This window comes from Streptomyces sp. CA2R106 (assembly GCF_037034245.1).
GTDB lineage: Bacteria > Actinomycetota > Actinomycetes > Streptomycetales > Streptomycetaceae > Actinacidiphila.
The window spans coordinates 119,980-139,715 of sequence record NZ_JBAGKC010000001.1; the positions used below are offsets into that span (position 1 = coordinate 119,980).

At 68.2% G+C, this 19,736-nt stretch carries 14 protein-coding genes and 2 CRISPR repeat arrays (1 of these 16 running past the window's edge); of the genes, 4 read left to right on the forward strand and 10 right to left on the reverse strand.

What is annotated here, in order from left to right; genetic code table 11:
• Positions 1 to 1,925: direct repeats of the CRISPR family, unit length 30 nt; unit sequence GTTGCTACCCCTCGCAGGGGCGATGAGGAC (it extends 961 nt beyond the left edge of the window).
• Between the two features lie 132 nt (positions 1,926 to 2,057).
• From cas3 to WA788_RS00600, 5 genes are all read right to left on the reverse strand, one after another.
• Entirely contained in the window at positions 2,058 to 4,496 is a 2,439-nt protein-coding gene (gene cas3, locus WA788_RS00580; protein ID WP_335970413.1) for a CRISPR-associated helicase Cas3', read from the reverse strand.
• Positions 4,493 to 5,143 carry a CRISPR-associated protein Cas5 gene (gene cas5 / locus WA788_RS00585; RefSeq protein ID WP_335970415.1) on the reverse strand — a complete coding sequence of 217 codons (651 nt, stop codon included), beginning with the start codon at positions 5,141 to 5,143 and terminating at the stop codon, positions 4,493 to 4,495. The genes cas3 and cas5 overlap by 4 nt, the downstream gene beginning before the upstream one ends.
• A gap of 72 nt (positions 5,144 to 5,215) precedes the next feature.
• Positions 5,216 to 6,274 carry a type I-B CRISPR-associated protein Cas7/Cst2/DevR gene (gene cas7i / locus WA788_RS00590; protein ID WP_335970417.1) on the reverse strand — a complete coding sequence of 353 codons (1,059 nt, stop codon included), beginning with the start codon at positions 6,272 to 6,274 and terminating at the stop codon, positions 5,216 to 5,218.
• Positions 6,275 to 6,283: 9 nt separating this feature from the next.
• Positions 6,284 to 7,750 carry a hypothetical protein gene (locus WA788_RS00595; RefSeq protein WP_335970419.1) on the reverse strand — a complete coding sequence of 489 codons (1,467 nt, stop codon included), beginning with the start codon at positions 7,748 to 7,750 and terminating at the stop codon, positions 6,284 to 6,286.
• The gene (locus WA788_RS00600; protein WP_335970421.1) at positions 7,743 to 8,336 is read right to left on the reverse strand and encodes a CRISPR-associated endoribonuclease Cas6; all 594 of its coding nucleotides are present in this window, start codon (positions 8,334 to 8,336) and stop codon (positions 7,743 to 7,745) included. The genes WA788_RS00595 and WA788_RS00600 overlap by 8 nt, the downstream gene beginning before the upstream one ends.
• A gap of 761 nt (positions 8,337 to 9,097) precedes the next feature.
• Here WA788_RS00600 and WA788_RS00605 point away from each other — a divergent pair.
• The 3 genes from WA788_RS00605 to cas2 are packed head-to-tail and all read left to right on the forward strand — an operon-like array spanning position 9,098 to position 10,847.
• Positions 9,098 to 9,595: a CRISPR-associated protein Cas4 gene (locus tag WA788_RS00605; protein WP_335970423.1), complete on the forward strand. Its 498-nt coding sequence runs from the start codon at positions 9,098 to 9,100 to the stop codon at positions 9,593 to 9,595.
• Position 9,596: 1 nt separating this feature from the next.
• Positions 9,597 to 10,577, forward strand: coding sequence for a type I-B CRISPR-associated endonuclease Cas1b (gene cas1b / locus WA788_RS00610; protein WP_335970425.1), 981 nt, complete (start codon positions 9,597 to 9,599; stop codon positions 10,575 to 10,577).
• A 6-nt stretch (positions 10,578 to 10,583) separates the two neighbouring features.
• Complete coding sequence (gene cas2 / locus WA788_RS00615) at positions 10,584 to 10,847, forward strand: CRISPR-associated endonuclease Cas2 (RefSeq protein WP_335970427.1); 264 nt, start codon at positions 10,584 to 10,586, stop codon at positions 10,845 to 10,847.
• Between the two features lie 124 nt (positions 10,848 to 10,971).
• A CRISPR array of direct repeats spans positions 10,972 to 13,080; the repeat unit is 30 nt; unit sequence GTCCTCATCGCCCCTGCGAGGGGTAGCAAC.
• 1,192 nt (positions 13,081 to 14,272) lie between these two features.
• Here the strand turns inward: cas2 and WA788_RS00620 are convergent.
• On the reverse strand, positions 14,273 to 14,776 hold the full coding sequence (locus WA788_RS00620; protein WP_335971214.1) for a hypothetical protein: 504 nt from the start codon (positions 14,774 to 14,776) through the stop codon (positions 14,273 to 14,275).
• A 165-nt stretch (positions 14,777 to 14,941) separates the two neighbouring features.
• On the opposite strand from WA788_RS00620, the gene WA788_RS00625 reads away from it, so the two are divergent.
• Positions 14,942 to 16,411 (forward strand): 5'-methylthioadenosine/S-adenosylhomocysteine nucleosidase family protein, encoded by a 1,470-nt coding sequence (locus tag WA788_RS00625; protein ID WP_335970429.1) that lies wholly within the window; start codon positions 14,942 to 14,944, stop codon positions 16,409 to 16,411.
• A 137-nt stretch (positions 16,412 to 16,548) separates the two neighbouring features.
• Here the strand turns inward: WA788_RS00625 and WA788_RS00630 are convergent, their stop codons facing one another.
• The 4 genes from WA788_RS00630 to WA788_RS00645 all read right to left on the reverse strand — a co-directional run bounded on the left by WA788_RS00630 (position 16,549) and on the right by WA788_RS00645 (position 19,651).
• Entirely contained in the window at positions 16,549 to 17,370 is an 822-nt protein-coding gene (locus WA788_RS00630) for a hypothetical protein (RefSeq protein ID WP_335970431.1), read from the reverse strand.
• A gap of 474 nt (positions 17,371 to 17,844) precedes the next feature.
• On the reverse strand, positions 17,845 to 18,174 hold the full coding sequence (locus WA788_RS00635) for a hypothetical protein (RefSeq protein ID WP_335970433.1): 330 nt from the start codon (positions 18,172 to 18,174) through the stop codon (positions 17,845 to 17,847).
• Between the two features lie 216 nt (positions 18,175 to 18,390).
• The gene (locus WA788_RS00640; protein ID WP_335970435.1) at positions 18,391 to 18,963 is read right to left on the reverse strand and encodes a hypothetical protein; all 573 of its coding nucleotides are present in this window, start codon (positions 18,961 to 18,963) and stop codon (positions 18,391 to 18,393) included.
• 124 nt (positions 18,964 to 19,087) lie between these two features.
• Positions 19,088 to 19,651: a TetR/AcrR family transcriptional regulator gene (locus WA788_RS00645; RefSeq protein WP_335970437.1), complete on the reverse strand. Its 564-nt coding sequence runs from the start codon at positions 19,649 to 19,651 to the stop codon at positions 19,088 to 19,090.
• Between the last annotated feature and the right edge of the window lie 85 nt (positions 19,652 to 19,736).

Sequence of the window (19,736 nt, forward strand, 5' to 3'; positions counted from 1 at the left end):
ACGCTCGCAGCACCTGCCCGGCCGTGCCGGACGTGATGCGTTGCTACCCCTCGCAGGGGCGATGAGGACCAGCAGGTCGGGCGGCACGACATCGTCGCCCGGGCGTTGCTACCCCTCGCAGGGGCGATGAGGACCGCGAGCACGTTGCTGTGCTCCTCCTGCACCTGGGGTTGCTACCCCTCGCAGGGGCGATGAGGACGCAGATGGTTTCCGTACGTGCCGCCGGGGTCACGTCGTTGCTACCCCTCGCAGGGGCGATGAGGACACGGCGGCCGAACGGCGCCGCAACGAGACCGTGTTGTTGCTACCCCTCGCAGGGGCGATGAGGACCGTACTGCACGCCGATCGTGCAGGGTTTCATGCTCTCGTTGCTACCCCTCGCAGGGGCGATGAGGACCGGTTGTGGTTCGCGAAAGCGAGGACCACACCGCATGGTTGCTACCCCTCGCAGGGGTGATGAGGACCCGCGCCCAGGCCCGGATCGCCGCGTAGTCCTCGGTGTTGCTACCCCTCGCAGGGGCGATGAGGACTCTCGAAGCTGCCCTCGTTGGTCACGGCCATGTCGCGTTGCTACCCCTCGCAGGGGCGATGAGGACTCGCGGCTGTGGCCGCGTTCGTCCACGACGACACCGTGTTGCTACCCCTCGCAGGGGCGATGAGGACGGCGCCGGTGCCGCGGATCTGCCGCCAGCCCTTCGCGTTGCTACCCCTCGCAGGGGCGATGAGGACCCCCGGCAACACGCGACGGGTGGGCAGTTGAAATTGTTGCTACCCCTCGCAGGGGCGATGAGGACCGCCTCGGCCGTCGTGCTGCTCCGCGTCATCGGCACGTTGCTACCCCTCGCAGGGGCGATGAGGACACGCTGGGACCGCCCCCGCACATCCACTACCACCTCACGTTGCTACCCCTCGCAGGGGCGATGAGGACCGCCCGGCGACGTCCAGAGGACCTCGAGGGGTACCGGGTTGCTACCCCTCGCAGGGGCGATGAGGACGCCCGTGGACCCACTCCTTGAGGCGCTCGTTCCAGGTTGCTACCCCTCGCAGGGGCGATGAGGACGCAGCGGCCGGGACCCGCAGACCGTCCGCAGCGTCATGTTGCTACCCCTCGCAGGGGCGATGAGGACTGTGGTGGGTGAGGTTCACGGCGGCCGTCAGTTCGGGTTGCTACCCCTCGCAGGGGCGATGAGGACCCCCGCGGCTGCAGTTCGTGCGCTTGGACCCCGACCTGTTGCTACCCCTCGCAGGGGCGATGAGGACGCCTGGGAGCTGGACCCGGGCGCGGACACGGTCCGGCGTTGCTACCCCTCGCAGGGGCGATGAGGACACGCGGGCGCGTCGGGTGCGCGGGACGGGTTCTTGATGTTGCTACCCCTCGCAGGGGCGATGAGGACGGGGACGCGGACGTTCAGGCCGGTCATGGGGATGTTGTTGCTACCCCTCGCAGGGGCGATGAGGACGCCAGCAGCGCCCGCACCTCCACCGTCACCTGGACGTTGCTACCCCTCGCAGGGGCGATGAGGACTAGTCAGTGTCGCCCTTGAACGGGATACGGGTCAGGTGTTGCTACCCCTCGCAGGGGCGATGAGGACCAGCGGTCCGCCACAGTCGGGACACCGTCCGGGGTGCGTTGCTACCCCTCGCAGGGGCGATGAGGACCGGCATGGCCGAGGAAGCCACCGATGAACAGATCATGTTGCTACCCCTCGCAGGGGCGATGAGGACGCACGGTGACTCCGCTGAGGCTGACCACGTCCGGCAGGTTGCTACCCCTCGCAGGGGCGATGAGGACTTCACGATCGCCTGCACGGCGTAGAACGTCTCCTCGTGTTGCTACCCCTCGCAGGGGCGATGAGGACCGCGGTGACCGCAGTGTCGTAGGGCACGCCCAACCAGTTGCTACCCCTCGCAGGGGCGATGAGGACCCCCACGGTAAAGCTGCAGGTCGGGTGGTGGGGAGGGCGCTGTTGTGGGTGGGGTTTTGCAGCGGACCTCCGGTAGTGCGGATGGGCCCGGTGTGGCGCTGAAATCGTACGGGCGGGCATGTGTGCCTGGTCCTAGATGACCTCTCCGGGTTGGTAGGTCTGGTGGTGGTCGTGGTGGATGGAGCGTAGTCCGAGTTGAGGGTCGTATTCGGCGTCGATGGTGTGGATGCGGAGGCGTTTGTTGTAGCGGGTTGAGTGGGTGGCCCAGTGGGGGAGGGGGATGAGGTATTGGTCGGCGTGGAGGCGGCCCTCTTTGCGGTTGTTGGCGGTGGTGAGGGCGGTTTCGTAGTGGGGGACGTCGGTGAGGCGGATTGCCTCTGTTCCTTCGAATTGGGTGTCGAATTCTTCGGCGAGGCGGGAGCGGTCGGCGAAGGGAGCGTTGAAGGTGAGGAAGGCGTTGGTGAATCGGGTGCGGTGGTCTTCGACTTCGGTGCGCCAGCGGGTGCCCCAGGGGCTTTGGTAGATCTCGTTGAGCCAGTGGGTGACGGTTTGTTCGTCGATGGGTTGGTCGTTGTGTCGGGTGAGGATGTTCCAGGCGAGTTGGGTGGGTTCGGCGTCGTAGACGCCGTCGGCCCAGAGTTTGTCGCCGGTGCCTCGGCGGGTGGTGTAGGCGGCTTGGTGGACGATGACGGGGGCGGGGGCTTTGGTGGCGAGGCGGTTGACGCGGCCGAAGCGTTGGAAGAGGGCTTCGAGGTTGGCTGCGGAGGTGTGGCAGATGTCGAGGTCGAGGTCGAGGGAGACTTCCAGGGCTTGGGTGCCGACGAGGAGTCCGGGGCGTCGTGGCCGGTCTGCTCCGAAGCGGGCGGTCAGGGCGGCTTCGATGGTGTCGCGGTCCATGCGGCGGTAGCGGGAGTGCAGCAGGAGCGCGGAGCCTTCTCCGTGGAGTGCGGTGCAGTGGGGTTGGAGTTCTTCGAAGAGGGCGATGGCGTCGCGGATGTTGTTGGCGACGGCGAGGACGGAGTGCCCGGCGGTGAGTTCGCTGCGGATCTCGTCCACGGTGGCGTCGTCGGTGAGGTGGGCTTCGCGGAGGTGGAGGCGGTGGCGTACGGGGGCAGGGGCGTCGGGCGGCGGTTCGATGAGGGTGGTGTGGCCGTCGAGGGTGTCGTGGACGAGGTCGGCGAGGACTTGGGGGAGGGTGGCGGACATGACGGCGATGCGTCCGCCGGTGTCGTGCCAGAACCGCATGGTGGCGAGGATCATGCCGAGGCGCTGGGTGTCGTAGGCGTGGAGTTCGTCGAGGACGAAGACGGAGTTGGCGCTGTCGGTGAGGATTCCTGCGTGGACGGGGCCGGCGAGGAATCCGCGGAGGAGTTGGTAGGGGGTGCCGATGCGGAGGAGTTCACGGAAGTTCTTGGTTGCTTGGGCGCGTGAGTGGGCTTTTGCGGCGGCGTCGGTGGGCTGGGACAGGTCGAGGCCGGGCTCGTCCTGGTCGTTGGTGGGGCAGCCGTCTTCGAGTGAGCGCGCCAGGTGGTAGGAGGCGGCTTTCGAGTGGGCGACGCCGATGCGGCCGCGGGCTTCGAGTTCGGTTTCGAGCCGTCCGGTCATGGCGTTGATGCTGGCGAGGTACGGCAGCAGGTAGAACACGCGGGGGTTGCCGCGGCCGTGGGCGGCCAGTTCCGTCGTCTGGCGGACCGCCCAGAGGAGGACCGCCTCGGTTTTGCCGCTTCCGGTCCATGAGCGCAGCAGCATGTGGCCGCTGGTGCGGGCGGCGTCCTGCTGTTGAGGGCGGAGCTGGTGGCCGGTTGCCGCGAGCCGGTTGGTCAGTGCGTGGGGGTATGCGGGGGTGAGCGGGTGGGCGGTGTCGAGTGGTGAGTGCGCCGAGGAGAGGTGGTCGGCCATGGTGACGGCGCCGAGCAGCAGGGTGGTGGCGCGTCCGTGGGGCCCTTCGTCGAGAAGGGCGTCCTCCCATTGGTCCATCACGCGGGTGAAGGCGGTGAAGGCGGAGTCGGTGATGTCGGGCATCCGCAGGGTGGGGAGGTCTGCGCGGACGGGGAGGTGGTGTTGCCGGGCGGTGGTGTGCAGCCAGCGCAGGAGGTCGGCGAGGTGGTGTTCGTCGGCGGGGGTGTAGCGGGTGAGGAAGTCGGCGGCGGTGTCGGCGTCGTGCTGGGCCAGCAGGGATCTGGTGCTGCCGGTGAAGGGGCGGTGGTGGCCGGCGACGACCGCTGCGATCCAGGTGCGGGTCGGCGCGGGCAGGTGGTGGAGGAGGTGCTCGACGAACCCGAGGGAGAGTACTTCGTGGCGCTGTCCCCAGTTCTGGGGCTTGTCGGGGGTGTTGCCGACCATGCGCTGGAAGCCGTAGGGGATCTTCCCGGTGTCGTGGAGCAGGGCTGCCAGGGCCGCGCAGGTCCAGAAGTCCTCGGGGGTGTCGGGGATGGTGCCGATCCGGGTGCGGATCTGGTGCAGGGCGCTGAGGGTGTGGAGGAGGTGGCTGGTGAGGAGTTCGCCGGGTTGCCCGGGTGTGGCGGGGCTCTTGGCGCGCAGCGGCCGCACCGTAGTCTCCTTGTGGGTCACGAAGCGAGGAACCGGTCGGGGTGGGTGGTCGGCAGCAGAGCGACGGCCTGGCCCTCTGCGGTCCTGGTTCCGGTGTCGATCTGTGCGGTCGATCCGTCCGGGGCGTAGCGGTAGCCGCCCCAGTGGATGCGGTCGCGGGTATTTGCGATGGCGGTGGTCAGGCGCATCCGGGTGCCGGTGGCGCCGGGCAGGTCGTCGGGGACGATCGCGTGGCCCTGGACGCCGGGACCGGGTTGCAGGTCCACCGGGCGGACCCGCACGGACACGAGGTCCTGGCTGCGTCCGAGTCGCAGCGGCCACACGGGTGCTCGCAGCGCGCGCCGCCACAGGTCGAGGTCCGTGTCGAGCCAGATGGTGAGCGTGGTGTGTGCGAGGAAGTCGCGGTCCTTGATGGTGGTGTTGGTTTCGGTGCCGGGGCCGGCGATCGGGTGGTAGGTCTCCAGGTCGGCGCCGTGGCCGGCGGCGTGGAAGGCCATGGCGAATCGGGTGGCCGGTGGCACGCGGTCCCATCCTCCGGCCGCTGCGGCGAGCAGGCCGCCGACGGTGGAGGGCGGCGGGCAGGGCAAGCCGACCTGCAGGCCGTCGTAGAGGGGGTTGCGGAAGCTGACGATCGGGGCGGAGACGGTTACCTGGAGTGCTGGGGGCATGGTTTTCCTCGCGCACGTGTGGTCGGTCGGGCGTCCCCTTGCCAGGGGCGATCATGACGCGGGTGCGGAACGTCAGGTGAGCGGGGCGTCGTCGAACCACGCGTCGTGTTCGCCGTCCTCGATCTCGGTGGCGAGGGTGTTGAGGACGGTCCGCGGGTGCCCGATGACGACCTTCTTCTCGTCGACGAGCGCCTTGAGGTCGGTGGTGGCGCGGTCGCGCTGGTCACCGAGGAACCCCGGAGCCCACCCGATACGGACCGGGCCGTCCAGCACGTCGGCCCACGCCTCGATCTCCTCGGTGAGGATGTCGGTGTCGAAGTGGGTGGCGTGCTGCCGGTTGCGGATCACCCGCGTGAAGGGGTTGGTGCCGCCCTTGACCGGCGCGAGGATGATCAGTCCCGGGGTGCGGTCGCCGTAGTGCGCCGACTGCTTCGCGCCGCCCTTGACCACGGCCATGGCGCGCAGGAGGACTGCCACCCGGCGGCGCCGTTCGGCCAGGGGCAGGCGTACGCACTCCACGCCGCGCATCGTGACCCTGACGCTGCCGGACTCGAGCAGCGAGGCCGCGGTCGTAGCGGGCAGGGCGGACTTGCTGGTCTTGCCGCCGAGTTCGAAGGTGCCGACCCGGGGCAGGTCGAGCAGCAGGTCCCCGGCGAGGTCGGCGGTGTACATCTGGTGCTCGTGGATGACCGGGTGGGCTCCCGGTTCGAAGTCGCGGCTCATCGTGCCGAAGTCCATCTGCGGCGTGTTGGGCACCACCGCGACCAGCGTGCCGGTCGCGAGCACGGTGTCACGCATGAACGTCTTCGACTCGCCCTTCTTCGCGCCCTCCTCGTCGGCTTTGACAGCGATCATGTAGCCGAACAGGTCGTCGTCGAGATACAGGTCCGGTCGGCCCTTGGTGTACGCCTGCTGCTTCTTGCCCTCGCCGCTGCGGATCACCGGGGACGTCGGCTCATCCTCGGGCAGGCTCTCGCGCAGCCACCGGCGGGCGGCCTGCGCGGACACGTACGGGTAGGTGTCCTTGCCTGCGGTGAACTGCTTGACCATGCCGCGGTTGTCCTCGCCGCGGCCGTTGTTCGGCGCGCCGGCCTTGATGCCCAGGATGGTCTGCCCCACCAGAAACGTCATCGTTCTTCCTCAGTTCTCGTCGTGGTCGGTGTCAGCGGAGTCGGACAGCTCGTCCTGCAGCTCGCGCATCTCCTCGGTGGACCCCTTCGGCTGCCATCCGTTGTTCGCGAGCGCCTCCAGCACCGCGAACGTCAGCAACCTGCGCCAGGACCAGGAGCGCTCGTCCTCGAAGAGCAGCCGGTAGTCCCGCACCGGCAGGAGCACCGGCTCGGTCCCTTCCGGGCGGGGGAGCAGCTGCCATTCCACCGCCCGGGACCGGAACCAGCTGTACAGGTTCCCGCCGCGGCTGTTCGCGCGGATGAAGTCACGGAAAGGACCGGGGCGGCTGTCCTGCCCCAGGAGCGCGGCGAGCCGGCCCGCCAGCAGCGTGATGCGTTCGACGTCTTTCTCGTCCATGGTCAGTACCTCGATGCAGTAGGAGTGCACGATCGCGTGGAGCGACGCCACCTCGGGCGGCACCGCACCCTGTGAGGCGGCCGCCCGCGTCAGCAGATTGGCGACAGCAGCGCTGAGCACGTGCGCGGGCCGCGCGAACGCGCGCTTGGCCAAGTACGCCTCGCCCGGGACCTGCTTGGTCGCCTGAGTCGCAGCCAGCGCCGCGTACCCGCCTCGGCGGTCGGCATCCCGCACCGTCGACCGCAGCCACTCTGCGATCGGCTGGCTCATCTCCTGCGTGACGAGCACCTGCTCCTTGTTGGAGTTCGACAGCACGAGCAACTCCACCGGCGCGGTGATACGACGGCCGTAGCCGCGTACCGCGGTCAGCACCGCCAACTCACGTGCGTACGGGCTCTTCTTCGCGCCCTTCACAGGCGCAGCGATCGCCGTGCGCTCCAGTGTCTGCTGCACCGCGGAACGCGTCACCCGGGCCAGGAATTCGTCGTCCCACGAGTGGATGGCCGCAGCCCGGCCGCCGGACAGTGCCGCCCCGTACGGGAACGCCCACAGGCACGACACGCACGGGAAGCACAGCGCAGTGCCCTGGTGCCCGGGCGCGGTGGTGTTGCGGTAGGCCACGCTCGCGCCGAGCGGGATGTCGACCTTCCCGAACCAGTCGCACGCCTCACGCCCGCAGTACGCGCAGGGGACGCCGAGCCGGCGAAGCGCTGCCTGCGGCGTGCGCCAAGCGCTGATCTGCTCCCGCCGCTCCTGGGGACTCTGCCGTCCCCGAGCCGTCGGATTGATCTTGGAGTTGGGCCACAGCAGGTAACTCGCGCTGAGCCAGAACCCGCCCGGATCGGCGGCCTTGGCCAGCTCCGACGTCCGGAGCAGATCCCTCGTCATCCGGTCGGTGACCGCCGCGAACGCCGCCGGCGTGATCAGCTCGGGCGAGGAGGACTTGGCAAGAGCGGCCAACGCGAACGCCCCGATGCGCTGCAGCGGGCTCGACGTCAGGACGACCGACACGCCATGCCCTTCCGGGGCCGAACCTCGTTCCGGCGGGCCGCTGTTGCCCTGACCGTCACTATCAGGCATCGATCCACCCCATGCCCGCGGCGTTCGCCTGCCCGATCCCCCAGTCCGCGATGGCCGACAGCGTCTGCGGCGGCCCCGACACGGTGACCTCGACGCACGCTCCCGGCTTCTTGCCCCCGCCCCCGGCAGCCCCCGCGACCGCGAACGACCGCTTGGGCCCGGTCCAGCCGACACGCTCCAGCGTCACCTCCGCGTCCAGGCCGAGCGTCTCGGCCTTCCGGCGCAAATTGTTCTGCACGTAGACGTCCCACTCCGGTTCGCCCGGAAGCCGCCACACCGTGCCCTCCGGCCGCTGTCCCTGCGCGTCACGCTCCAAGGTGGCCTTGGTCACCACGGGAGTCGACGTACGGAACACCGCCTGACCCGAGTTGAACGACGGGGTCTCCACCGGCACCACGCGGTCCACGATGAACGCCGTAGCACCCCACGCCAGCACCGGCGTCTCCCGCAGGCCGGCGGCCCAGCCCTCGACGACCGCGGCCAGCGGGCTGCCCAACTCGACCACTCCCGGCCCGTCCGCCGCGTACACCCCACGGCGCCGCTGGGCCGCCCGGAACGTCGGCGCACCGTATCCGAACGGTGCCATCCGGTACGGCCCCCACCCTTTCGCGTGCAGAGCCGCACCCAACGCAGGCGCTCCCCGCTTCAGCAGCTCGTACGCGAGCGCACGCCCTGGAGCCAGCACGTCCCGCCACGGCAACTCCCGTGCCCCCGTGTGGAACTCCACCCGTAACCGCATCCCCATCCCCTTTGATCGGAACAGCCTTCAAAACCGCAGCTCAGGGCGGTGACAGCTCCCGCTGTCAGTGCCCCCTGTCACAGTGAGCCGCGTGATGGGAGCCGTTGGAGCGGCACCCGAACGGAGCAGAAAGTAGTGGACTGACTACAAGATCGCAACTTCGGAACAGCAACCAGTCAGACACGAAGTACATGGCAGCCGGTGGCTGCGGCGATATGATGGTCAACATTGCTCCATCGTTGAGTCGCCGTCTCGCGCTCACGGACTGGGTTGCAACTGTCTGACTGGATGCTGCAAGTGCTGCGGTATGGTCGGCTCATCGCCCCTTCAAGGGGAACGCCCGGCGAACGGGCACCCACCAAGGACACGTGACACGCCCGTGACCGGTGGAACTCGGCCCTTAAGGGAATCGCGAATCCTGGGCCCGCGGACGTGTCGTCCCGAGATGCCCAGCCCCAAACGTCACGTCAACACCCCTGGCGGGAGACCCCTTTGACCCCGTTATCCGAAATCCCTAAGTGCCCAGCGCTGTGCGTAGCCGTCCTCACGCGAGGACAGGGCGCCCCGACGCGTCTCCCGTTGCCCCAGCCCGCGGAACGGCCCGACGCGTGATCGGCTACGACGACGTCGGCGGCGTCCACATCAAGTACCTCTACCACTGCCAACGCCAACTGTGGCTGTACCTACGGGGCATCCGCCCCGAGCACCTCAACGCCGCAGTCCAGCTCGGCGAAGCCGTCCACGACACCTCCTACACCCGCAACACCCCGGTCGACCTGGGCGCCGCCCAACTCGACTTCCTCGACGGCAACCACTGGGTGCACGAGGTGAAGTCCTCCTCGCGCCCCACCCCCGCCGACGAGGCACAAGGACGCCACTACTGCCACCGCCTGCACCGCGTCGGCATCGACGCAAAAGGCGCGGTCCTGCACTACCCCAAGACCCGCCGCACCCGGAAGTTGCCCTACGACGAGCAGGCCGCACGCCAGGCCGACACCGACATCGAAGCCGTCCTGACCATCGCCCGCACCGCCGACTCCCCCGACCGCCTCGCGCGTTCGGCCTGCCGGGGATGCAGCTTCACCGACTACTGCTGGACGGAATGAGATGCCCGCAGCCGCCCGCACCTACTGGCTCACCAGCCCGTGCCGCATCCGCCGCAAAGACGAATCCCTCATCATCGAACGGGACAACGCCGCCGGCGTCCACATCCCCGTCACCGACGTCCGCGACATCGTCGCCTGCGCCGAGACCGACATCAACACCGCAGTCGTCTCCCTCCTCAACCGGCACCGCATCAACGTCCACCTCCTCAGCTACTACGGCGACTACGCCGGCTCCCTGCTCACCTCCGACACGAGCACCTCCGGCGAGACCGTCCTCGCCCAAGCCCGCACAGCAGCCGACCCACAAGCCGGCATGGCCATCGCCCGCAACATCGTGGACGCCTGCGCCTTCAACGTCCGCCGCGTCGTCGACCGCAAACTCCTCGCCCGCCCCTACACCGTCCTGCAGGACTCCCTCAAGACCAGCACCACCCAAGCCCAACTCATGGGCGCCGAAGGCACCTTCCGCCGCTCCGCCTGGGAAGTCATCGACACCAAACTCCCCGACTGGCTCCAACTCAACGGCCGAAGCCGCCGCCCACCGAAGAACGCCGGCAACGCCTTCATCAGCTACGTCAACGGCATCACCTACGCCCGCGTCCTGACCGCCGTACGCCTCACTCCCCTCCACAGCGGCATCGCCTTCCTCCACGGCACCATGGAACGCCAACGCCACTCCCTGGTCCTCGACCTGTCGGAGATGTTCAAACCCCTCATGGCCGAACGCCTCCTGCTGCGCATGGCCGCCCGCAACCAGCTCAAGGAACACCACTTCGACCGCGACACCAACCAGGCGATGCTCAGCGACACCGGGCGCAAACTCGTCGTCCAGACCGTCCGCGACGAGTTCGCCGTCACCGTCGCCCACCGCACCCTCGCCCGCAACGTCGCCTACGACGAACTCCTCTACCTCGACGCCCTCGCCCTCACCCGGCACTGCCTCGAAGGCACCCCCTACAAGCCCTTCCGGATCTGGTGGTAGCCGGTCGTGTACGTCGTTGTCGTCTACGACACGCTCGCCGAACGCAACCCCAAGATCCTCCGCACCTGCCGCAAATACCTCCACCACGTCCAACGCAGCGTCTTCGAAGGCCACCTCAGCGACGCCCAACTCCGCCGCTTCCACAACGCCGTCGAATCCGTCCTCGACCTCACCTACGACAACGTCCTCGTCTACACCTTCCCCCCAGGAGCCGTCCCCGAGCGCCTCGAGTGGGGCGCGACAGAACCCGCCCCGACCGACGTCCTCTGACCCCGGAGCCTCCCACCGAATTTCAGCGCCACACCGGGCCCACCCGCACAACCGGAGGTCCGCTGCAAAACCTCCACCCGCACCCCGCCCCTCGACCTGTACGACCTGCGGCTTTACCCTGGGGCCCCTCATCGCCCCTGCGAGGGGTAGCAACATGCCGGTGGCGGCGGCGAGGTGGGCGACGGTGGTGGCCCCTCATCGCCCCTGCGAGGGGTAGCAACCAGTTGCCGCAGGCGTACCGCGGGATCGTCACGTCGCGCCCCTCATCGCCCCTGCGAGGGGTAGCAACGTGGTGGGGACGCCCTTGACGAAGACGCGGCCGGCCGGCCCCTCATCGCCCCTGCGAGGGGTAGCAACGTCCACTCGCGGTCAGGGGTGTGCGTGCGCGGCGGGGCCCCTCATCGCCCCTGCGAGGGGTAGCAACACCACGTCGCTGATCTGGAAGGCGATGCCGGTGTCGAGCCCCTCATCGCCCCTGCGAGGGGTAGCAACAAGTACGTCGACGCCGATGGGGACATCGACACCGAGCCCCTCATCGCCCCTGCGAGGGGTAGCAACGTCCGAGGTTCGTCTTCATGGTCAGCGCGAGGTTGGAGCCCCTCATCGCCCCTGCGAGGGGTAGCAACCCGAGGAGCCCGGCGCGGCAGGCCGACCGGAGCCGGGGTCCCTCATCGCCCCTGCGAGGGGTAGCAACGGCGATCCCCGCGCCCAGGACATCAACACGCTCACGGAGTCCCTCATCGCCCCTGCGAGGGGTAGCAACCTGAAGCTCGCCCCGGCTGACGGTGGCGACGACCCGGGTCCCTCATCGCCCCTGCGAGGGGTAGCAACGTGGATGAGGAGACCGACTACCGGCCATCGGGCAGCGTCCCTCATCGCCCCTGCGAGGGGTAGCAACCACAGGAGAGCGGCCGGTACCCGCTGAGCATGTACGGTCCCTCATCGCCCCTGCGAGGGGTAGCAACCAGGTCAGGGCCTATATGCCCGTGCCCCCCGGGTTTGGTCCCTCATCGCCCCTGCGAGGGGTAGCAACCCCGCATCAGATCTCCATCCCGAACGGAAGGGTGAAGGTCCCTCATCGCCCCTGCGAGGGGTAGCAACGGCAGCAGCGACAGGGCCTTGACCTTGTCGAGCACGGTCCCTCATCGCCCCTGCGAGGGGTAGCAACGCGACGGCCCGCTTGCCGACGGTGGGCTCACCGGGCGGTCCTCATCGCCCCTGCGAGGGGTAGCAACCTCAGGTCTCCTGTGTGCCCGCCTGCGGGCCCAGGGGGTCCTCATCGCCCCTGCGAGGGGTAGCAACGCCCCATGTCGTCGTGGGAGCTGGCAGCGTTCGTGAGTCCTCATCGCCCCTGCGAGGGGTAGCAACCCGCGCTGACCCTAGTGTGGGACGGCGGCACCATGCCGTCCTCATCGCCCCTGCGAGGGGTAGCAACCACCGACTGGAGGGAGCAACTGATGACGGCTTTGACGGTCCTCATCGCCCCTGCGAGGGGTAGCAACAAGCAGAGCGACAGCGCCTCTTCGAGGGCATGGCCGAGTCCTCATCGCCCCTGCGAGGGGTAGCAACAAGACGAGCTTCCGCGTGTCCTTCAGCGCCAGGCGGGTCCTCATCGCCCCTGCGAGGGGTAGCAACAGGCCGAGGAGCGTGCCGCAGATGAGGCCGAGGCCGGTCCTCATCGCCCCTGCGAGGGGTAGCAACACGGCTGGGTGGACCGCGCGGACTACGAGCCCGACGCCCTCATCGCTCCTGCGAGGGGTAGCAACCGAGCGTGCTCGGGCTGGCGCGGACCGGCGCGTACGGGTCCTCATCGCCCCTGCGAGGGGTAGCAACAGTGCACGTGCGGATCGCACAGCCGGTCCGGGCCGGTCCTCATCGCCCCTGCGAGGGGTAGCAACTACCGGTACCAGACCAGGACACCGAGCGGAGCCTCGTAGTCCTCATCGCCCCTGCGAGGGGTAGCAACAGGCGTTCGGCCTGGACCAGGCCGTCATCCTCACCACGTCCTCATCGCCCCTGCGAGGGGTAGCAACGCGAGGTAGAGCCGGGCCGCCACGGCCTTGAGGGTGGTCCTCATCGCCCCTGCGAGGGGTAGCAACGCACCCCGGACGGTGCCCCGACGGCGGCCGACCGGTGGCCCTCATTGCCCCTGCGAGGGGTAGCAACGTCGTGCCCACGGGCGGCAGTAGCCGGCGGGCCCGCGCCCTCATTGCCCCTGCGAGGGGTAGCAACACGTACAGGACGGTGATCAGGGCGAGGCTGGCCAGCGCCCTCATTGCCCCTGAGGGGTAGCAACGTACACGCGACGACCGGCTGCCTGCGCAACTTCTAGCCCTCATTGCCCCTGCGAGGGGTAGCAACCGCTTCGCCCGGCCGGTCGCTGTCGAGGGCGTCGCGGCCCTCATTGCCCCTGCGAGAGGTAGCAACACGCCGCCTTCACCGCCCTGGACGCAGCCACCGCGCAGCCCTCATCGCCCCTGCGAGGGGTAGCAACCGTGAGCCTCGCGACCGGCGTAGGCGTGGAACCAGCGCCCTCATCGCCCCTGCGAGGGGCAACACAACGACAGGAACGCACTGGCCCAGGCGGCACCGGGCCCTCATCGCCCCTGCGAGGGGTAGCAACAGGCGTTCCGCGACGTACAGCGGCGGAATCACGAGCCCTCATTGCCCCTGCTGACGTCTGGGTCGCGGGTGCCGGTGTGCACGTGTCTTCGACTACTGCACTCCTGGCTGCGATCCGGCTCGTAGTCGTCCTCGGCCCGCTGGCCTCGAACGCTGCCAGGATGCTGCACTGGTCAATCTGGCGCAGACGCCACCAGGCAACAGCCCGACGCTGCCACTACTACCCGACGATCCGCCGACACACCTGCTGGATGGATCTCAAAATCGCCTGGAGCGCTAGCAGAGGTCGCCGCTCGCGTCACGGTCGGCACCTGATCCCATCGGGAAGGCGGACGGATGCTTCTCCCGCCTTCCCGATGGGTGCAGCCACCCCGACGAGCCCGGCCCGTTGCCGTGCCAAGCTCAGCGGCACCCGCGGCACCCGCGGCACCCGCGGCACCCGCGGCATCCCGGTGAGCCCGGTGTGAGCCCGGACGCCTGCGGAACAGGGGAAACGGTCTGCCCCGAAGTGGACCGGTCATGCTTCCTACCTGCACGAATGGGATCCTTGTGGACTACGGGTCATCCTTCGGTCCGGAATCCGGGCGACTTTTAATCCATTGGTTGTGGGTTCGAGTCCCACGCGGCCTACCGCGTCCGGGCCCTTCGGGTGTCCCTGACCTGCGGGTATGGTACCCCGGTCGTCTTCGGACGGCCGGGGCACCGCTGCGCTGGGGGCCGTGCGTGAGCGATGTGTGAGCCGCAGTGTCAGGTCTGGCCTCCGGTGAGGCCGCTTGGCCGTGGCAGGGGAAGGCCTGCGTCGATCACCGCTCGGCGTAGATCACGAACTGGATGCCCAGACCGACAACGGCTGCCCCCTCCGTAGCGGAGGCAGCGAGCAGTAAGGTATTGGCGGCCCTTCCGTAACACCAGAAGGCAACAAGAGCTGCATAGGGCACGATCAGAAAGGCAGTCAGGTCGACTACGGTCTGAATTCTCTTTCGAGTCACGCGCCTGCTATCGCCCCGGTGGAAGGCCTCCCACTCAAAGATCGCGACGCTGCTACCCGTGACTGTAGCAAGTTGGGGGCCGAGCTGCGTGCGAACGTATCGGCCGATTGCTGAGATTTTCTCGTCGTTGACGAGATAGGTCCAGCCGAGCACCACGCAGATCAGCGGTAGCGCCAACACCAGGTCGGGACGCTTCGCCTGAACCGCAAGTGCTGCCACTGCGGTCACCGCGGCCAGCGTGACGTACAGCAAGTTGTCCCGGAAGCCGATCCGCGCTCGCTGTTCGTCCTTGATCTGGGCATATTCGGCCAAGAGTATGATGCTCTTGCTCGTTTCGCCACCAGTTGTCACCACAAACCCTCCTAGTCGTGAATTTAAGCTGTTCGATCGTTCGTTCCTGCCTGACTCGTCTACGGTGTGAACAGTCAGGGACGGTTCCCCAGTTGAACTGTCTTTCGGGGTCGAACGAACGAGGTGGTTTACGTGGACGAACCGTCGAACAGCGTCGTCGTGCTCACAGCACTGCCGCTGGAATACCGGGCTGTTTGGCAGTTGCTCGAAGAGCCAACCCGTATCGACCACGCTGGGACGATCTTCGAGCGTGGACGGTTGGCGGGCTCCACGTATGACGTCTATTTGACGGCTACCGGCCCTGGCAACGACTCAGCGGCGTCGATCACAGAGCGTGCAGTCAGTTTCGTTCGGCCTCGAGCAGTCCTGTTCACGGGTATTGCGGGTGCTCTAAAATCGGATGTCTCGCCAGGCGATGTGGTGGTTGCAACCGAAGTGCACGCGTACCAGGGTGGAAAGCGTGATCCGCAAGGATTCAAGGCCCGTCCTCAGAGTTGGCCAGCGACCTATTCGCTTCAACAGGTGGCCCATTACGTGGCGAACAGCGGGAGCTGGAAGAACAGGTTCCCGGAAGGCGCGCGAGTCTCAACGACGGTTCACTTCAAGCCGATTGCAGCGGGTGACGTAGTGTTGGACGTCCCCCGCCACGATACTGCGCGTGTGTTCCTCGACGAGCACTACAACGGTGCGGTGGCGGTAGAGATGGAGGGAGCAGGGTTTGCCAGCGCGGCTCATATGGCTCAGGGGGTTCCTCATCTCGTTATCCGCGGCATCAGTGACCGCGCGGATGGGACCAAGGGGGAAACCGACGCCACAGGCTTGCAAGCGACCGCCGCACGGCACGCCGCATGGTTCATGGCTGAGGTGATCGCCCACCTTGTGGCCGAGACGAATGTGGCTGATAGCAGGACACCGGCCAACACGAAGTCTGACGCCGGGCTGGAGTGGCAAGAACTTGTTGCTCCGGCCGAGGTCTCCTGGCATCGGGAACTCCTTCCCAGGAGTGCCTACACCAACGGGCCCTCCCTGATTGAGCTACATCTCGTACCGGTACCTGGCACCGGCAGGGTTCCTGCGGTTCGGATGCGACAACTGGCCGGTGAGTTGGTGGGTCTGGGGCGCTCGAAGGGGTTCTTCACGAACCTCGAACGCGTGAAGACGGACGACTCTGCTGCGATGGCTATGGCCAGTGTCCATGAACCGTACGACCGCTCCGCCGGCCTGGCCATCACACGATCCGGCCAACTCAGCGCATGGGAAGCCCTGCCTAAACCAGGACTTACCTATGTGCTCGACGAGGAGCACACGAGCGAGCGGCTGGCCTTCCTGCTGGAACTCTTGATGAGCATCGGCGCGACCGAGGCACAGTCCTACGCGCCAGCGGCCGCCATTGAGAACACGAGGATGGTCACCGTCGAGCGTCTCAGCGAGGTCAAACCCCAGTCCGCAGCACTCCGCGTCACGGACGCGCCCATCGAGGCATTGCCGGAAGAGGCCGTCACTGCGGGAGCAGTCTCCACTCGTGCGCGTGAGATTGCTTCCGAGCTTACGGCCCGATTGATTTACTCATTCCGTCACCCGAGCCGCGGGCGCCGATCTTGAGGCTTTGGCTTGTCGTGGGACTGGCGGGGCCAGCAGCTACATGGTTTGCGGTCGACGGCTGCGAGGAACCAGAGCGGCTGCCCTCTCCGCGAACTCCCGGTCCAGCTCCGGGAGGAGGCTGGTGTACGTGCCCGAAGTCAGGGTGATCGTGGAGTGGCGCAGCGCTTCCTGCACCGTGTGGATGTCTCCGCCGCCTGCGTGCGTGAGGGTCGCGGAGACGTGGCGGAGGTCGCGGAAGGTGATCGGGGGAGGTCGGTCGTCGCGTGGATGTGGCGGAAGGCATGGGAGACGGTTTCGGGGTGGAGCCAGGAGCCGTTTTCACGGATGAAGACCTTGCCGGGATCGGTCCAGGCGGATCCCCACTGCTTGCGCTCTTTCTTCTGTCGCTTCTTGTGGGAGCGGAGGGCCAATCGTGGGGGTGCCGAGCGCGAGGGGTTGGCGCTGCCGTCTGTCTTCGGCTCGGCTGCGTAGAGGCCCCAGCGGTAGACCACGATCTCCTTGGCCGGGGTGATGAGGCCGGCCGTGAGGTCGACGTTGCTGCAGTCCTGGCCGACAGCTTCGCCGCGACGTAGGCCGTGGAAGCCGACGAGGTGGAAGAGGGCGTACAGCCTGTCGTCCTGGGCGGCGTCGAAGAAGACGCCGAACTGCTGCGGTGCCCAGATCATGCTCGAGCCGGGGATCTCGCCCGTCTGCCGCCACCGTCGGACGAGTTGGTCCGTCCCCAGCAGGAGCTTCGGTCTACGGCCCGAGGCGAGTTCGACGCGGGCAGCCGGGTTGAAGGTGATGAGCTGCTGTGCGATCGCGGAGCTGAGCGCGACGCGTAGGTCGCCGCGTATGGCCTGCTGGGTGGACGGGCCGGTTACGTTGCAGAAGGGTGGCATCGCGGCCAGCTTTGCCCGCTCCTGCGCGAGCTGTGCCCTGCTGCGGAGACGGGGCGTCCTGGTGCGCTCGGCTTGCACCAGGCGATCTGTGCCCTATGGGCTCGTGGTCAGTTCGTGGGCGCGGCCCAGGGCAGGCGTGCGTCGCCGAAAGCGATGGGGCGGAGTCCGCGGTCGTGGGGCGGGTGCGGGTGCGGGTGGGAACCTATAGGACTCCGTTGACGCCGTTGAGGCAGAAGGTCCGGACACGGACTGCGGTGTAGTCGCCGCGAAGGTGGAGGCAAGCGATTCCCCCCCCGGGGCCGTTGCTGCAGGTCAGATGGGTTTTCTGGGATCGGCGAAAAACTCGCGCCCGCGCCCGCAAGGGGTGGACCCCTGGCGGCCTGTGCGGACCGAAAGGGGTACGCGCTGGCGTGTGCCCCTGGGGTGACAAGCAGGAAGGGGTGGACGCTGGTGCCTACCCCTGGCGGAATTCGTAGGAATGCACTGAGAATTGCGTAAACGCTGACTCAGAGCGCCACGGTTGCCGAGGACGGTGGGCATCGCTGCTCGTTCTCACCTTGCCCCAACGGAGCCCTCCGCTCGCCGGAAGGTGAGAAAAGCCGACGTAGCCCCCTCCTTGTCGTGCGTGAATGTTGACTGATCGAGTCGCCATCCCACCGTCTCGATCACCTCGATGTACTCCGCGAGGCCATCGAGCGAGCCTGAGTAGTCCAGCGAGCCGCCGTTGATCCGGTACACGAAAACGACGCGGCCTTCGTCTATGGCCTTCTGGGCATCGTCGCGTATGGACTGGATCTTGGCCTGCTTCATGGATGCCACGACCTCTGTGAAACGCCTTGCGGCTCCTCTGGCGAAACCCTTGACGTTCTTGGCGAAGTCCATGCCATCTCCCCTGTCATGCGCAGTGGCTCACTGCATCAGCCACAGGGCTGGACCGCCGCCACGGCGGGTCCACCCCCCCACGCCGAGAAGGGTACGCAGCGGTGCGTCCCCCCGGGAGGTGACCAGCGGACCCGTGCCCGGCGAACCTTGGGGTGGCGTGCCGGGCCCGGGTGAACAAAGACCCGCGGGTGACGGGGTGGGGCAGCGCGGTGAGGTCTACGTGAGGGGCCAGGCGTACCCGGTCGGGTCGTCGAGCCACAGGGTGTGGCCGCCCTCGGCGGTCACGGTGAGTCCGTAGCGGTCGATGCCGGGGCGTCTGGCCTCGACCCACGTGTGCAGGTGCGGCGCAAGCTCCGCCCAGAGATCGCGCGGCCCCCCGTGGACGAGGTCGGCCTCGCGGGGGTCGCGCATGGTGATGCGGGCCCACGACTCCATGTCCGGGGTGTACAGGCAGCGCACGGTGCGCCCGTCCGCGTCGACGAGGTCGATCTGGGCGACGTCCGGGTGGATGAGGGAGGCGAGGAGCTGCGGCACGTCGGCGTCGAGGCCGGCGGGGACGGTGATCGTCTGGTGCTCTCCCTGCGCGGTCGCCAGGGTGCCCGCGATGTGGCGGGCCGTGTCCGCGGTCGCGTCCGGCGTGGAGCGGGCCGCCATGAACGCGGTGAGGTGCGGCAGGATACGGCCGGATGCGCTGTGGTCCTCGCCGACCGTCAGGCGCGCGATGCCGTACCCGACGGCGACGACCATCAGGCCGCCCGGCCGGACCTGGGTCCGCCATGCGTCCGGCACGCAGAGTTCGAGGATGCGCCTTGCTCTGACGACAGCGCTCGGGTGCGGAACGCACGGAAGGCTCTCGTCCGGCCGAAGCCCGGTGGGCAGCCTGCTGCCGTCCGACCTGCGGTCGGGCGGCTCCTCAGGCCGGGCCGCGGCGGAGGCCGTCGAGGACGGTTTCGAAGAGGGGGTGCAGGTAGTCGGGTGACTCGTTGACCTTGGCGATGGCGACGATCAGGTCGAAGACCTGCTCCAGGGTGAGGTCGTCGCGGATCTGCCCGGCTTCCTGGGCGGCGGCCAGCAGGGGGCGGCCCGCTTCGACGGCTCGGGCGCGGTGGCTGGTGAGGCCGTCCCGGTCGGTGTGCTCCAGCAGCTCGGAAGTGATCAGCCGCTTGTGCGGGATGAACGCGATCAGCCGGCGCAGCCAGGTGATGAGTGCTGCCGCGGGGGTCTGGCCGGGCTCGGTCGTGGCCGCGGCGCAGACCTGGTCGACCTCGTCCGCGTAGAGCGCCTCCAGGAGCTCCTGCCGGCCGGCGAAGTTGCGGTACAGCGTGGCCATGCCGACCCCGGCGCGACGGGCGATCTCCGCCATGGAGATGTCGGGAACGGGCTCGGCGAACGCGTCCCGGGCCGCGTCGAGGATCTTGTCGCGGTTGCGCTCCGCGGCCGCGCGCCGCTTGGGGAACGCCGTCGTGCCCGCCTCCATGTGCTCCTCCTCCAGGCCTGGTCCTCGGGTCGGGGTGCGCCGACCCCGGGGTGCGCCGGTCCGGGCACGCCGACCCGGGATACGC